This is a genomic window from Pseudomonas sp. PDM30, from assembly GCF_019218985.1.
Taxonomy (GTDB): Bacteria; Pseudomonadota; Gammaproteobacteria; order Pseudomonadales; family Pseudomonadaceae; genus Aquipseudomonas; species Aquipseudomonas jessenii.
In genome coordinates this window covers 360991-375320 of record NZ_JAHUWM010000002.1, presented here as the reverse complement: position 1 = coordinate 375320, position 14330 = coordinate 360991, and the positions used below count along the sequence as shown (strand labels likewise).

Here is a 14330-nt window from a genome sequence, read left to right as displayed (position 1 = left end):
CGTGCCCTGGCGCCCTCAAAACCCCATGTTGGCATGGCCCATGCTCTGTCGATCCGCAGAAATCACTTCTTGCCGATCCGGAGATTTGCCATGACCCAGCGTTACAGCGCCCTCCTCGCAGCCTTGTTCGCCAGCCTGATGCTGAGCCAGGCACCCGCCCACGCCGATGGTCTGGAGGATGTGGTCAAGCGCGGCGTCCTCAAGGTGGCCGTGCCGCAGGACTTCCCGCCATTCGGCTCGGTCGGCCCGGACATGAAACCCCGCGGCCTCGATATCGACACCGCGAAACTGCTGGCCGACCAGCTCAAGGTCAAACTCGAACTGACGCCGGTCAACAGCACCAACCGCATCCCGTTCCTCACCACCGGCAAGGTCGACCTGGTGATCTCCAGCCTCGGCAAGAACCCGGAGCGCGAAAAAGTCATCGACTTCTCCCGCGCCTACGCGCCGTTCTACCTCGCCGTGTTCGGTCCGCCAGACGCCGACATCAAGGGCCTGGACGATCTCAAGGGCAAGACCATCAGCGTCACCCGAGGTGCCATCGAAGATATCGAGCTGACCAAGGTCGCCCCCGAAGGCGTGACCATCAAGCGTTTCGAAGACAACAACTCGACCATTGCCGCGTACCTGGCCGGGCAAGTCGACCTGATCGCCAGCGGCAACGTGGTGATGGTCGCCATCAGCGAGAAGAGCCCGAAACGCGTGCCGGCGCTGAAAGTGAAGCTCAAGGACTCACCGGTCTACGTCGGCGTGAACAAGAACGAGTCGGCGCTGCTGGACAAGGTCAACCAGATTCTGGTGACCGCCAAGAGCGACGGCGCGCTGGAAAAGAACGCCCTGACCTGGCTGAAAGAACCGCTGCCGGCCGATCTCTGATTCGGCGCGCTGGAGACGTTTTATGGCTTATCAGTTCGATTTCCTGCCGGTGGTGAACAACACCGATCTGTTGCTGCGCGGTGCGCTGTTCACCCTTGAGCTGACCGCCATCGGCGCTGTGCTCGGCGTGGGGCTGGGCATCGTCGGGGCGCTGGTGCGGGCGTGGAACATCCGGCCTTTCGCGGGGATTTTCGCGGTCTACGTCGAGTTGATCCGCAACACGCCATTTCTGGTGCAGTTGTTTTTCATCTTCTTCGGCTTGCCGTCCCTGGGCGTGCAGATTTCCGAATGGCAGGCGGCGGTGCTGGCGATGGTCATCAACCTGGGCGCCTATTCTACCGAGATCATCCGCGCCGGCATCCAGGCGATCCCTCGGGGTCAGCTGGAAGCCGCAGCGGCACTGGCGATGACGCGCTTCGAAGCGTTCCGTCATGTGGTGCTGCTGCCGGCACTGGGCAAAGTCTGGCCGGCCCTGAGCAGCCAGATCATCATCGTGATGCTCGGCTCGGCGGTGTGTTCGCAAATCGCGACGGAGGAACTGAGCTTCGCCGCCAACTTCATTCAGTCGCGCAACTTCCGCGCCTTTGAAACCTATGCACTGACCACCTTGCTCTATCTGTGCATGGCGCTGCTGATCCGTCAGTTGCTGAACTGGCTTGGCCACCGCTTCATCGCAAGGAGCAGCCGATGAGCGACTTCACTTTCTGGGACATCGTGCGCAACCTGCTCACGGGCCTGCAATGGACGCTGGCGCTGTCGCTGGTGGCGTTCATTGGCGGCGGACTGATTGGCTTGCTGATCATGGTCATGCGCATCTCGAAAAAATCCCTGCCGCGCAGTTTCGCCCGCACTTACATCGAACTGTTTCAGGGCACACCGCTATTGATGCAGCTGTTCCTGGTGTTTTTCGGCGTGGCATTGGCCGGGATCGAGATTTCGCCGTGGATGGCCGCGGCGATTGCACTGACGTTGTTCACCAGTGCTTATCTGGCGGAGATCTGGCGCGGTTGCGTCGATTCGATTCCCAACGGTCAGTGGGAAGCCTCATCGAGCCTGGCGCTGAACCCGCTGGAACAATTGCGCCATGTGATCCTGCCCCAGGCCCTGCGCATCGCCGTGGCGCCGACAGTGGGGTTTTCGGTGCAAGTGGTCAAAGGCACCGCCGTCACCTCGATCATCGGCTTCACCGAGCTGACCAAGACCGGCGGCATGCTCGCCAACGCCACCTTCGAACCGTTCATGGTCTACGGCCTCGTCGCCCTCGGCTACTTCCTGCTCTGCTACCCCTTGTCGCTCAGTGCGCGATACCTGGAAAGGAGACTGCATGCCTCTGCTTAGAATTTCCGCCCTGCATAAATACTATGGCGATCACCATGTGCTCAAAGGCATCGACCTGAGCATCGAGGAAGGCCAGGTGGTGGCGATCATCGGCCGTAGTGGCTCGGGCAAGTCCACCTTGCTGCGCACCCTCAATGGCCTGGAGTCAATCAACGACGGAGTGATCGAAGTCGACGGCGAGTACCTCGACGCCGCCCGCGCCGACCTGCGCAGCCTGCGGCAGAAAGTCGGCATGGTGTTCCAACAGTTCAATCTGTTCCCGCACCTGACCGTGGGCGAAAACGTCATGCTCGCGCCGCAAGTGGTGCAAAAAGTGCCGAAAGCCAAGGCCGCCGAACTGGCGCGGCAGATGCTGGAAAGGGTCGGACTGGGGGAAAAGTTCGATGCATTCCCTGATCGGCTGTCGGGCGGGCAGCAACAGCGGGTAGCGATTGCCCGGGCACTGGCGATGTCGCCGAAGGTTTTGCTATGTGACGAAATCACCTCGGCACTGGACCCGGAACTGGTCAACGAAGTGTTGAGCGTGGTCCGGCAACTGGCCAGGGAAGGCATGACGCTGATCATGGTCACCCACGAAATGCGCTTCGCCCGGGAGGTTGGGGATAAGTTGGTGTTCATGCACCAGGGCAAGGTGCATGAGGTTGGGGATCCGAAGATTCTGTTCGCGAATCCGCAGACGGCGGAGCTGGCGAATTTCATCGGGACGGTTGAGGCTGTGGGCTGACAGAGCTTCAGCACCAGCGAGACCGTCATCGCGAGCAAGCTCGCTCCCACAGAGGGCCTGCGTCGGTCGCGGGATTAGAAACACCCTGGAACCCTGTGGGAGCGAGCTTGCTCGCGATTGACCGCGAAGCGGTCACCGGTTTTCATGCACTGGATCAAGGCTTTGAACACTGCGCGTTGGCGCCAGCCTTTGATCGTGGCACGATGTCGAGGTTATCGACCGAGACCCCTGACCATGCCGCAATCCAAAGCCAAGAATCTGTCCCTGATCGCCGCAATCGACCTGGGCTCCAACAGTTTTCACATGGTCGTGGCCAAGGCCCAGAACGGCGAGATCCGTATTCTCGAGCGTCTCGGGGAGAAGGTTCAGCTGGCCGCCGGCATCGACGAAGAGCGCCACCTCAATGAAGAATCGATGCAACGCGGGCTCGATTGTCTCAAGCGTTTCGCCCAACTGATCAGCGGTATGCCCACCGGCGCCGTGCGAATCGTGGGCACCAACGCCTTGCGTGAAGCCCGCAACCGTGCCGAATTCATCCGTCGCGCCGAAGAAATTCTCGGCCACCCGGTGGAAGTCATTTCCGGCCGTGAAGAAGCGCGCCTGATCTATCTCGGAGTGTCCCACACCCTCGCCGACACCCCGGGCAAGCGCCTGGTGGCCGACATCGGTGGCGGCAGTACCGAGTTCATCATTGGCCAGCGCTTCGAACCGCTGCTGCGCGAAAGCCTGCAGATGGGTTGCGTCAGCTACACCCAGCGCTATTTCAAGGACGGCAAGATCACCCCGGCCCGTTACGCCCAGGCGTACACGGCAGCACGGCTGGAGATCATGAGCATCGAGCATGCCCTGCATCGCCTGACCTGGGATGAAGCCATCGGCTCCTCGGGCACCATCCGCGCCATCGGCCTGGCGCTGAAGGCTGGCGGCTACGGCACCGGTGAGGTCAACGCCGAGGGTCTGGCCTGGCTCAAGCGCAAACTGATCAAGCTGGGCGACGTCGAAAAAATCGATTTCGAAGGTATCAAGCCGGATCGCCGGGCGATCTTTCCGGCGGGCCTGGCGATCCTCGAAGCGATCTTCGACTCCCTGGAACTGCAACGCATGGATCACTGCGAAGGTGCCCTGCGCGAAGGCGTGCTCTATGACCTGCTGGGCCGCCATCATCACGAAGACGTGCGCGAACGCACCCTCACTTCGCTGATGGAACGCTACCACGTCGATCAGGAACAGGCGGTACGAGTCGAACGCAAGGCACTGCATGCGTTCGACCAGGTGGCCGCGGACTGGGATCTGGAAGACGGCGTCTGGCGCGAACTGCTCGGCTGGGCGGCCAAGGTCCATGAAGTTGGCCTGGACATCGCTCACTACCAGTACCACAAGCACGGCGCCTACCTGATTGAGCACTCGGACCTCGCCGGGTTCTCCCGCGAAGACCAGTTGATGCTCGCGCTGCTGGTACGCGGTCACCGACGCAACATTCCCAAGGACAAGTTCGCCGAGTTCGGCGATGACGGCACCAAGCTGATTCGCCTGTGCGTGTTGCTGCGCTTTGCGATCCTGTTCCACCACATCCGTGGCACCCAGCAAATGCCCCAGGTGGAACTGAATGCCAATGGCAACAGCCTGGAAGTGGTGTTCCCGGAGAACTGGCTGGACGAAAACCAACTGACCCAGGCCGACTTCGAAATCGAAGCGCAATGGCTGACCCGGGTCGACATTGTGTTGAGCGCTCGCTGAAATTGAAAAAAGGCCTTCTTCGGAAGGCCTTTTTTTGTCTGCGATTCTGCAAACGCCACTATCCCCTGTGGGAGCGAGCTTGCTCGCGATGGCGGATGGTCAATCAACACATCGTTGCCTGACACACCGTCATCGCGAGCAAGCTCGCTCCCACAGGTTGCAGTCGTTACCGAACAGCCAGGATCGGACTGCCCAAACGCTCCAGCAATGTCGCCTGGGCGCTGCGCGGGTTCTGGTTGCCGGTCGGAGTGTTACGGATGTAACGGCCGTCCGACTGCAGGCTCCAACTGTGGGTGTTATCGGTCAGATACAACTCCAGCTCTTTCTTGACCCGCATGATCAGCTTCTTGCCCTCCACCGGGAAGCAAGTCTCGACGCGCTTGTCGAGGTTGCGCTCCATCCAGTCGGCACTGGACAGGAACATCTGCTCGTCGCCACCGTTGAGGAAATAGAAGACCCGGGTGTGTTCCAGGAAGCGGCCGATGATCGAACGCACGTGGATGTTGTGGGAAACCCCGGCGATGCCCGGTCGCAGGCAGCACATGCCACGCACCACCAGATCGATGCGCACGCCCGACTGGCTGGCCTTGTACAGTGCGCGGATGATCTTCGGATCGGTCAGCGAGTTGAACTTGGCAATGATGTGCGCCGGCTTGCCATCGAGGGCGAACTGGGTTTCGCGGGCAATCATGTCGAGCATGCCCTTTTTCAGGGTGAACGGCGCATGCAGCAGTTTTTTCATGCGCAGCGTCTTACCCATGCCGATCAACTGACTGAACAGTTTGCCGACGTCTTCGCACAAGGCGTCGTCGGAGGTCAGCAGGCTGTAGTCGGTATACAGGCGGGCGTTGCCGGCGTGGTAGTTACCCGTACCGAGGTGCGCATAACGCACGATTTCACCCGCTTCGCGCCGCAAAATCAGCATCATCTTGGCGTGGGTCTTGAAGCCGACCACACCATAGATCACCACCGCACCGGCCGCTTGCAGACGGCTGGCCAGTTGCAGGTTGGACTCTTCGTCGAACCGTGCGCGCAGTTCGATCACCGCGGTGACCTCTTTGCCGTTACGCGCCGCATCCACCAGCGCATCGACGATTTCCGAGTTCGCGCCGGAGCGGTACAGGGTCTGGCGCACAGCCAGCACGTGCGGGTCCTTGGCGGCCTGGCGCAGCAGGTCGACCACCGGAGTGAACGACTCAAACGGGTGCAGCAACAGGATGTCCTGCTTGCTGATCACGCTGAAAATGTTCTCGCTGTTCTGCAGCAGTTTTGGAATCTGCGGGGTGAACGGCAGATATTGCAGCTCGCGCTGGCTGTCCAGGCCGGTAATGCTGAACAGCCGCGTCAGGTTCACCGGACCGTTGACCTGATACAACTCCGTCTCGCTCAGGTTGAATTGCTTGAGCAGGTAGTCGGACAGGTGTTTCGGGCAGGTGTCGGCCACTTCCAGACGCACCGCATCGCCATAGCGACGGGAGAACAGTTCGCCGCGCAAGGCACGGGCCAGGTCTTCGACGTCTTCGGAGTCCAGCGCCAGGTCGGCGTTACGGGTCAGGCGGAACTGGTAGCAGCCCTTGACCTTCATCCCCTGGAACAGGTCATCGGCGTGGGCGTGGATCATCGACGACAGGAAGACATAGTTGTCGCCGGCGCCGCCGACTTCTTCCGGCACCTTGATGATGCGCGGCAACAGGCGTGGCGCCGGGATGATCGCCAGACCGGAATCGCGGCCAAAGGCGTCGATGCCTTCGAGCTCGACGATGAAGTTCAGGCTCTTGTTCACCAGCAACGGGAACGGGTGCGTCGGGTCGAGGCCGATCGGGGTGATGATCGGCGCGATCTCGTCACGGAAATAGCGACGGACCCAGGTCTTGAGCTTGGCCGTCCAGTTACGGCGACGGATGAAGCGGACCTGATGCTTTTCCAGTTCCGGCAACAGGATGTCGTTGAGGATCGCGTACTGGCGATCGACGTGACCATGGACCAGTTCGCTGATGCGGGCCAGGGCCTGATGCGGTTGCAGACCATCGGCGCCGGCCTGTTCACGGGCGAAGGTGATCTGCTTCTTGAGGCCGGCGACACGAATTTCGAAGAACTCGTCCAGGTTGCTGGAGAAGATCAACAGAAACTTCAGCCGCTCCAGCAATGGATAGGACTCGTCCAGCGCCTGCTCCAGCACGCGGATGTTGAACTGCAGTTGCGAGAGCTCGCGGTGGATGTACAGGCTGCTGTCATCCAGGCCGGGAATGGCCAGCACTGGCGCCGGCGCTGTCACGGCGGTTTCGACGACCGCCGCGGGCGGAGCTGGCTCCAGCTCCGGCGGGGTCTCGTCGACTTGCTCCACCACAGGTTGAGCGTCTTTTACGGCAACTTCAGTGAGCACTTCGGTATTCATCGAATGTTCCTGGGAGGGCTATTTTTGCTCTCGTAACAATTGAGCGGCACGAACGGCGAAATACGTCAGGATGCCATCAGCCCCTGCACGTTTGAAAGCGGTCAGGGACTCGAGGATAACCCCTTCGCTCAACCAGCCATTCTGGATCGCCGCCATGTGCATGGCGTATTCGCCGCTGACTTGATAAACAAAAGTCGGCACTTTGAATTCTTCTTTTACCCGGCACAGGATGTCCAGGTACGGCATGCCTGGCTTGACCATGACCATGTCTGCACCTTCTGACAAGTCCGCCGCCACTTCGTGCAGGGCTTCGTTGCTGTTGGCCGGGTCCATCTGATAGGAGGCCTTGTTGGCCTTGCCCAGATTCAGCGCCGAACCGACCGCATCACGGAACGGGCCGTAATAGGCACTGGCGTACTTGGCCGAGTAGGCCATGATCCGCACATTGACGTGACCGGCCACTTCGAGAGCTTCGCGGATCGCCTGGATGCGACCGTCCATCATGTCCGATGGAGCCACGACCTGAGCGCCGGCTTCAGCGTGGGACAGGGCTTGCCTGACCAGTGCGTCGACGGTGATGTCGTTCTGCACGTAGCCTTCTTCATCAAGAATGCCGTCCTGGCCGTGGGTGGTGAACGGGTCCAGGGCAACGTCGGTGATCACGCCCAGCTCAGGGAATTGCGCACGCAGCGCACGGGTTGCGCGCTGGGCGATGCCTTGCGGGTTCCACGCTTCGGCGGCGTCCAGGGACTTGAGTTCCGCTGGCGTCACCGGGAACAGTGCCAGCGCCGGTATCCCCAGTTCGACCCACTTGGCCGCCTCTTCCAGCAACAAATCGATGGTCAGGCGTTCGACACCCGGCATCGAAGCCACCGCTTCGCGACGGTTTTCACCGTCCAGTACGAACACCGGCAGGATCAGGTCATCGACGGTCAGGACGTTTTCACGGACCAGACGACGCGAGAAGTCGTCACGACGATTGCGGCGCAGGCGGGTTGCTGGGAACAAACGGTTGGCGGGGGTAAAGCTCACGGCAGACTCCTGAGCCCGCAGGCGTGCGAGCGTGACAGTTATAAGCGGCCATTATGACGAACGTATTACAGTTGTGTGCACCCCTGTGACAGGTAGCCGCATTCCATTGTCGTTGTAGGAAATGTTCACGTCGAGACACATTTGGACACTTTCCTGAATGTGTCCGAAGGGTTAGGCTGCGCGTTCATTTCGCCAGCACCCAGACAATGCTCCAACAATTTCTGCATGACTTCGGCTATTTTGCCCTTTTTCTAGGCACGTTCTTCGAAGGCGAAACCATCCTGGTACTCGCGGGCTTCCTCGCGTTCCGCGGATACATGGACATCAACCTGGTGGTGGTCGTGGCCTTCTTCGGCAGCTATGCCGGCGACCAACTGTGGTATTTCCTGGGACGCAAACACGGCCGCAAGCTGCTGGCGCGCAAACCCCGCTGGCAAATGATGGGTGACCGGGCGCTGGAACACATTCGCAAGCATCCGGACATCTGGGTATTGAGCTTCCGCTTCGTCTACGGTTTGCGCACGGTCATGCCGGTGGCCATCGGGCTGTCGGGCTATCCGCCGGGCCGTTACCTGCTGCTCAACGGCATTGGCGCAGCGATCTGGGCCACAGCCCTGGCGGCCGCCGCGTACCATTTCGGCGCGGTGCTCGAAGGCATGCTCGGCAGTGTGAAGAAGTATGAACTCTGGGTGCTCGGTGCGCTGCTGGTCCTGGGCTTCGTGCTGTGGCTGCGTCGGCGCTTCAAGAATGCCCGCCTGGCCAAGCAGGTCTACGCCGACGAACAAGCCCTGAAGGCCGAACGAACCAAAGCCGAAGGCCCTACTACGCCAGCCGAGTGATGCGGTTTCTGCAACAGTAGAGACCGATACCGCTCAACAGACTGTAACTGAACAGGCCGACCCAGCCCACAGCGCTGGCCGGCCACAGCCCCACCATCGGGGCCAGCCATACCAATGGCAGATTCGACGCCAGCCGCAGCAGCTCCAGCTTCAACGCCCACGGGCGATTCTCCAGAGCCACGCCCAGCACAAACAGACCGAACGCCACCGCTCCCCAGCCCAACGCCAGGGCGACGACGGACAGCTTCGGCTCAAGATTCATCAAGTAACTGCCCAGCGCGATATAGACGCAGAACTGCAGGAGGACGTAGAGCTGCTGACGCCCGTCCAGCGCCACCTCGAATTTGCGAAACTGGCTCAGGTCCGGCTTGTTCATCGGGTATCTGGCAGCCACCTCCGCCGGGCGCCAGCCGGTGCGCATGAACCAGATCCGCAGCTTGTCCCAGGTGCTTTCGGCACGACGCGCATCTGCCCACAACTGCGCGTAGAACTGCACGTTCGCCCACACGGGGTTCCAGCTCGCCAGTGGCGTGGTCACGCCGAAAATCACCGGCTCGTTGTCGTCTTCTTCCTGGAACGAGCCGAACAGACGGTCCCAAATAATGAACACGCCGCCATAGTTGCGATCCATGTAGAGAGCGTTCTGTGCATGGTGAGCCCGATGATTGGACGGCGTGACAAAGAACCATTCGAACCAGCCAAGCTTGGGAATGTGCCGCGTGTGCACCCAGAACTGGTACAGCAGGTTCAGCGCCGCGACGCTGACGAACACCAGCAGCGGCACGCCGGACACTGCCATCGGCAGATAGAAGATCCAGCCCAGCAGGAAGCCGGTACTGGTCTGGCGCAAGGCCGTGGACAGGTTGTAGTCCTCGCTCTGGTGATGCACCGAATGGGCGGCCCAGAGGATGTTGCGCTCGTGACCCATGCGATGCAGCCAGTAGTAGCAGAAATCGTAGAAGACAAAGGCAAACACCCAGGTCCAGATGCTGTCGGCCGACAACTCGAACAACGCCAAGTGCTTGAGGGCAAAGGCGTAGGTCACCAGCCCCACCCCCTTGGTCAACAGACCCGTGGTGGTCGACAGCACGCCGGTGCTGATGCTGTTGATCGCGTCTGCCACCCGATAATTGCTCACCCCGCGCCAACGGTCGGCCAGCAGCTCGGCGGCGATCAGCACAAAGAAAAACGGCACCGCATACAGAATGAAGTCCATGACGCGCCCTGATCGGAATCTTGAGGACAGATGCTATGTGCAGCCGTGAATTAACCCTATGGCAACGCGGGACAAATTAGTGGACATTTAACGCCATGAATCTGGAGAAAAGCCCATGAGCAAAAAAGTTGCAGTGATCCTTTCCGGTTGTGGCGTGTACGACGGCGCCGAGCTCCACGAGAGCGTTATCACCCTGCTGCGCCTGGACCAGCGCGGGGCCCAGGTGCAGTGTTTCGCACCTGACATCGCGCAGTTGCATGTGATCAACCACCTGACCGGCGAAGAAATGCCCGAATCGCGCAACGTGCTGGTGGAGTCGGCGCGGATTGCCCGGGGCAACATCAAGGATATCCGAGACGCGAACGTCGATGAGTTCGATGCGCTGATCGTGCCCGGCGGCTTCGGCTCGGCCAAGAACCTGTCCAGCTTCGCCATCGAAGGTGCCGCCTGCACCGTTCAACCGGATGTCCTGGCACTGACCGAAGCCTTTGCCGAGGCCGGCAAACCGGTGGGGTTGATGTGCATCTCCCCTGCCCTGGCGGCAAAGATCTACGGCCCTGGCGTCACCTGCACCATAGGCAACGACACCGACACGGCAGCTGCGATGAACAAGATGGGCGCGACCCATACCGATTGCGCGGTCAGTGACATCGTCGAGGACAAGGCGCGCAAACTGGTGAGCACACCGGCTTACATGCTGGCGCAATCGATCAGTGAAGCGGCTTCAGGCATCAACAAACTGGTAGACCGGGTACTGGAACTGACCCACGAAAACGACGCCTGACACCCTCCAAAACTGTGGGAGCGAGCTTGCTCGCGATGGGGCCAGCACATTCAACATCGATGTTGTCTGTAAGTCCGCTATCGCGAGCAAGCTCGCTCCCACAGGGTTCGCCACTGGTCTTAAGAACTGCGCGTCAGACGAGTGAGAATCCGGTCCAGCGCATTGGCAAACGCCTGCTTCTCACGGTCGCCAAACGGCGCTGGCCCTCCGCCCATTTGCCCTTGTTCGCGCAAATCGGTGAACAGGTTGCGAACCGCCAGCCGCTCGCCCATGTTCTGCGCATCAAACTCCTTGCCCCGTGGGTCGAGCGCTGCCACGCCCTTCTTCACCAGACGATCGGCCAGCGGTACATCGCTGCAGATCACCAGCTCACCAGGCACCGCGTGTTCCACCAGGTAGTCATCGGCCGCATCCGGGCCGCTCGGCACCACGATCAGCTTGACCAGTGCCAGCCCCGGTTTGGTCTGCGGCTGCCCGGCCACCAGCACCACTTCGAACTGGCGCTTGAGAGCGAACTTCACCACCAGATCCTTGGCTGCCCGAGGACAGGCGTCGGCATCGATCCACACACGCATTGAATTTTCCTCTGTTGAAAAGCATCGCGGGCAAGCCACGCTCCCACAGGTTAACGCGAAACCTGTGGGAGCGTGGCTTGCCCGCGAAAGTGAGCGAAGCGAATGCCGTTTAAGAAACCTGCACCCGCTGCCTCTCAACTACCCGGCTACGACCGTACAACACGACAATCGAAATGATCGCCACAGCCTGGGCGCTCAACGAATAGGCATCGGCATGGATCCCCAACCATTCAAAGTCAAAGAACGGCACCGGCCGCGTACCGAAGATCCCGGCTTCCTGCAGCGCTTTCACGCCGTGCCCGGCAAACACCACCGACAAGGCGCACAAAAGACCGGCGTTGATGCTGAAGAACAACGCCAGCGGCAACTTCGCCGAACCGCGCAAAATCACCCAGGCCAGGCCGATCAGCAACACCAGCGCCGTGGCCCCACCGGCCAGCACCGCGTTGTGCCCCGCGGGACCTGCCTGCAACCACAGGGTTTCGTAGAACAGGATCACTTCGAACAGTTCGCGATACACCGAGAAGAACGCCAGGGTCGCAAAACCGAAACGCCCGCCACCGCCCACCAGGCTGGTCTTGATGTAATCCTGCCAGGCCGCGGCGTGACGACGGTCATGCATCCACACGCCCAGCCACAGCACCATGACGCTGGCAAACAACGCCGTCGCACCTTCCAGCAATTCGCGTTGGGAACCGCTGACATCAATCACATAGGCTGCCAGCGCCCAGGTGCCCAGCCCCGCCACAAACGCCAGGCCCCAGCCGACGTTAACGCTGCGCACCGCCGCCTGTTGATCCGTGTTACGCAGGAAAGCAAGGATCGCCGCCAGCACCAGAATCGCTTCCAGACCTTCGCGCAGCAGAATCAGCAGGCCGGAAATGTAACTCAGCGACCAGCTCAAACCCTCGTTGCCCAACAGGCCGGCCGATGCCTTCAACTTGTCCTTGGCCACGTCCAGGCGCTGCTCGACCTCGCTCACCGGCAAGCCGTCCTGCAACGACTGACGGTAGGCCATCAGGGATTTTTCAGTGTCTTTACGCACGTTGGCGTCAATGTTATCCAGCGAGCTCTCAACCAGCTCGAAGCCTTCCAGATACGCCGCTACCGATAAGTCATAAGCCTGATCATGCTCACCGGCACGATACGCCGCGATGCTCTTGTCCAAAGTGGCCGCAGTGTAGTCGAGCAGTTGCGCCGGGCCACGCTTGACCTGTGGCGGTTGCGCCCGCTGGGCACGGAAGGTCGCGGCGGCTTGCGGGCCTTCGACGGCCTGTACTTCGGCCGGGGTCTGACGAGCGAGGTCGGCGATGTTGTAGGTCTTTTCAGCCTTGGCCGCCGCCGGGTCGACACTGAAGCTGGCGATATAGGTGGCCAGGTCCCAACGCTGACGATCATCCAGTTGATCGGCAAAGGCCGGCATGTCGGTCCCTTCGACCCCCAGGCCCAGGGTGCTGTAGATCGCGTAGAGGCTCAGTCGGTCCAGTCGTGTGGTATCACGCAGATTGGATGGCGGCGGCGTCATGCCGACACCTGCCGGGCCGTCGCCGGCCCCTGTATCGCCATGGCAGACCGAGCAATGCTGAGCGTACAGCGGCGCACCACGCACCGGGTCCGGCGTAATGACCGGGGCCTGGCTGACTTCATAGGCCACGGCCAGCTTCGCACCCAGTTGCCGGGCCTGGCGCGCGACGTCGGCACCGTCCTGATGGGTGTCAATGGAATTTCCCAGCGCGGCCAGGCTTTGCTCCAGAGCGGCTTTTTCCGGCTTGGCCGGCATGGCTGCAATCAGACTTCCCAGCGTCTTGACCGAGTCTTGCTGCGCGCGAAATCCGGACGGGTCCGTGATGCTGCCCGCCTGCACCGTGTCCGGGTAATCCGCGCCGACGTAATCGAGCAAGTGCAGCGCCTGCGGCGCACCTTCGGCGGGAGCGGCCAGTAGCTGAAAACTGCACGCAGCCAACAGCGGCAGCAACAGCCAGGCCAGGAAACGGGAGGGGGCAATCATGAATGAATCTCAATTGGAAATACGAAGTTACATATTGTTAACGCCAGACGGGTTTCGCTCAAGCTTTGTTGATATCTCTTCGTAATTGCATCAGTTTCGAGAGCGGCTCCTTCAAACAAAAAAGGCGACCTCCAGGGTCGCCTTTTTTGTATATCGCCGATTTACACAGCAGCTTTGCGCAACGTCGCCATGAACGCCGCCGCCCCGATGAACAGCCCGGCAAAGGTCCGGTTCATGCGCTTTTGCTGTTTCGGTGTGCGCAACAGACGCAGCACTTTGGACGCCAGACCGGTGTAGCCGGCCATGACGATCAGGTCGACGCAAACCATGGTCACACCGATTATCAGATACTGAATCAGCAGTGGCGCATGGGGGTCGATGAACTGCGGCAACACCGCCAGCATGAACACCAGCGCCTTGGGGTTGCTGATGTTCACCAGAAAACCACGGAACACCAGGGCCATCGGCTTGCCGATCTGGCGCAGCGCCGCGTCATCGCTCATATCGCTGGGCAGCGCACGCCATTGCTTGATCGCGAGGTAAACCAGATACGCCACGCCAAACCATTTGATGGCGTAGAAGGCCGTGGCCGACGCCGTGAGAATGGCGCCGACACCGGCGCCGACGATGGCGATCTGCAAAGCCAGGCCCAGTTGCAGGCCCAGGGCGTTCCAGTAGCCGCGCCAGAAACCGTATTGCAAGCCGCTGGACATCGACGCAATGGCGCCGGCGCCGGGGGACAGGCTGATCACCCAGCAGGCGGCAAAAAACGCCAGCCATGTTTGAAGCTCCATTGCACACCTCGA

13 protein-coding genes are annotated in these 14330 nt (G+C 60.9%); 7 read left to right on the top strand and 6 right to left on the bottom strand.

Going from position 1 to position 14330, the window contains the following annotated elements; all coding sequences use genetic code 11:
- Window positions 1–90: 90 nt before the first annotated feature.
- From KW840_RS05710 to ppx, 5 genes are all read left to right on the top strand, one after another.
- Entirely contained in the window at window positions 91–876 is a 786-nt protein-coding gene (locus KW840_RS05710) for a transporter substrate-binding domain-containing protein (protein WP_057712813.1), read from the top strand.
- A gap of 22 nt (window positions 877–898) precedes the next feature.
- Window positions 899–1567: an amino acid ABC transporter permease gene (locus KW840_RS05705; protein WP_057712812.1), complete on the top strand. Its 669-nt coding sequence runs from the start codon at window positions 899–901 to the stop codon at window positions 1565–1567.
- A complete protein-coding gene (locus KW840_RS05700; RefSeq protein WP_057712811.1) occupies window positions 1564–2214 on the top strand; it encodes an amino acid ABC transporter permease in 651 nt (216 codons plus the stop codon). The genes KW840_RS05705 and KW840_RS05700 overlap by 4 nt, the downstream gene beginning before the upstream one ends.
- A complete protein-coding gene (locus KW840_RS05695) occupies window positions 2201–2938 on the top strand; it encodes an amino acid ABC transporter ATP-binding protein (RefSeq protein ID WP_090452085.1) in 738 nt (245 codons plus the stop codon). The genes KW840_RS05700 and KW840_RS05695 overlap by 14 nt, the downstream gene beginning before the upstream one ends.
- A gap of 234 nt (window positions 2939–3172) precedes the next feature.
- Window positions 3173–4675: an exopolyphosphatase gene (gene ppx / locus KW840_RS05690; RefSeq protein ID WP_218494650.1), complete on the top strand. Its 1503-nt coding sequence runs from the start codon at window positions 3173–3175 to the stop codon at window positions 4673–4675.
- A gap of 166 nt (window positions 4676–4841) precedes the next feature.
- Here the strand turns inward: ppx and ppk1 are convergent, their stop codons facing one another.
- On the bottom strand, window positions 4842–7070 hold the full coding sequence (gene ppk1 / locus KW840_RS05685) for a polyphosphate kinase 1 (RefSeq protein ID WP_057712808.1): 2229 nt from the start codon (window positions 7068–7070) through the stop codon (window positions 4842–4844).
- 18 nt (window positions 7071–7088) lie between these two features.
- Entirely contained in the window at window positions 7089–8102 is a 1014-nt protein-coding gene (gene hemB / locus KW840_RS05680) for a porphobilinogen synthase (protein ID WP_007982864.1), read from the bottom strand.
- 206 nt (window positions 8103–8308) lie between these two features.
- Between hemB and KW840_RS05675 the strand changes: the two genes are divergently transcribed.
- Window positions 8309–8941: a DedA family protein gene (locus KW840_RS05675; protein ID WP_057712806.1), complete on the top strand. Its 633-nt coding sequence runs from the start codon at window positions 8309–8311 to the stop codon at window positions 8939–8941.
- Here KW840_RS05675 and KW840_RS05670 read toward each other — a convergent pair.
- Window positions 8925–10157, bottom strand: coding sequence for a sterol desaturase family protein (locus KW840_RS05670; protein WP_090452089.1), 1233 nt, complete (start codon window positions 10155–10157; stop codon window positions 8925–8927). The two genes, KW840_RS05675 and KW840_RS05670, sit on opposite strands and share 17 nt — an antisense overlap.
- Window positions 10158–10272: 115 nt before the next feature.
- On the opposite strand from KW840_RS05670, the gene elbB reads away from it, so the two are divergent.
- Window positions 10273–10941 (top strand): isoprenoid biosynthesis glyoxalase ElbB, encoded by a 669-nt coding sequence (gene elbB / locus KW840_RS05665; RefSeq protein ID WP_057712804.1) that lies wholly within the window; start codon window positions 10273–10275, stop codon window positions 10939–10941.
- A 119-nt stretch (window positions 10942–11060) separates the two neighbouring features.
- On the opposite strand, the gene KW840_RS05660 is transcribed toward elbB, so the two are convergent.
- From KW840_RS05660 to rhtB, 3 genes are all read right to left on the bottom strand, one after another.
- Window positions 11061–11516 (bottom strand): YaiI/YqxD family protein, encoded by a 456-nt coding sequence (locus KW840_RS05660; RefSeq protein WP_057712803.1) that lies wholly within the window; start codon window positions 11514–11516, stop codon window positions 11061–11063.
- A gap of 109 nt (window positions 11517–11625) precedes the next feature.
- On the bottom strand, window positions 11626–13524 hold the full coding sequence (locus KW840_RS05655) for a cytochrome c/FTR1 family iron permease (RefSeq protein WP_218494649.1): 1899 nt from the start codon (window positions 13522–13524) through the stop codon (window positions 11626–11628).
- Between the two features lie 161 nt (window positions 13525–13685).
- Complete coding sequence (gene rhtB / locus KW840_RS05650; protein WP_057712801.1) at window positions 13686–14318, bottom strand: homoserine/homoserine lactone efflux protein; 633 nt, start codon at window positions 14316–14318, stop codon at window positions 13686–13688.
- Between the last annotated feature and the right edge of the window lie 12 nt (window positions 14319–14330).

What these genes read in the sequence shown, in the direction of transcription:
- KW840_RS05660 (WP_057712803.1), bottom strand. Translation starts at nt 11,516, where the DNA reads ATGCGTGTGTGGATCGATGCCGACGCCTGTCCTCGGGCAGCCAAGGAT.
- KW840_RS05675 (WP_057712806.1), top strand. Translation starts at nt 8,309, where the DNA reads ATGCTCCAACAATTTCTGCATGACTTCGGCTATTTTGCCCTTTTTCTA.
- KW840_RS05670 (WP_090452089.1), bottom strand. Translation starts at nt 10,157, where the DNA reads ATGGACTTCATTCTGTATGCGGTGCCGTTTTTCTTTGTGCTGATCGCC.
- KW840_RS05705 (WP_057712812.1), top strand. Translation starts at nt 899, where the DNA reads ATGGCTTATCAGTTCGATTTCCTGCCGGTGGTGAACAACACCGATCTG.
- rhtB (WP_057712801.1), bottom strand. Translation starts at nt 14,318, where the DNA reads ATGGAGCTTCAAACATGGCTGGCGTTTTTTGCCGCCTGCTGGGTGATC.
- elbB (WP_057712804.1), top strand. Translation starts at nt 10,273, where the DNA reads ATGAGCAAAAAAGTTGCAGTGATCCTTTCCGGTTGTGGCGTGTACGAC.
- ppx (WP_218494650.1), top strand. Translation starts at nt 3,173, where the DNA reads ATGCCGCAATCCAAAGCCAAGAATCTGTCCCTGATCGCCGCAATCGAC.
- KW840_RS05700 (WP_057712811.1), top strand. Translation starts at nt 1,564, where the DNA reads ATGAGCGACTTCACTTTCTGGGACATCGTGCGCAACCTGCTCACGGGC.
- KW840_RS05655 (WP_218494649.1), bottom strand. Translation starts at nt 13,524, where the DNA reads ATGATTGCCCCCTCCCGTTTCCTGGCCTGGCTGTTGCTGCCGCTGTTG.
- KW840_RS05695 (WP_090452085.1), top strand. Translation starts at nt 2,201, where the DNA reads ATGCCTCTGCTTAGAATTTCCGCCCTGCATAAATACTATGGCGATCAC.
- ppk1 (WP_057712808.1), bottom strand. Translation starts at nt 7,070, where the DNA reads ATGAATACCGAAGTGCTCACTGAAGTTGCCGTAAAAGACGCTCAACCT.
- KW840_RS05710 (WP_057712813.1), top strand. Translation starts at nt 91, where the DNA reads ATGACCCAGCGTTACAGCGCCCTCCTCGCAGCCTTGTTCGCCAGCCTG.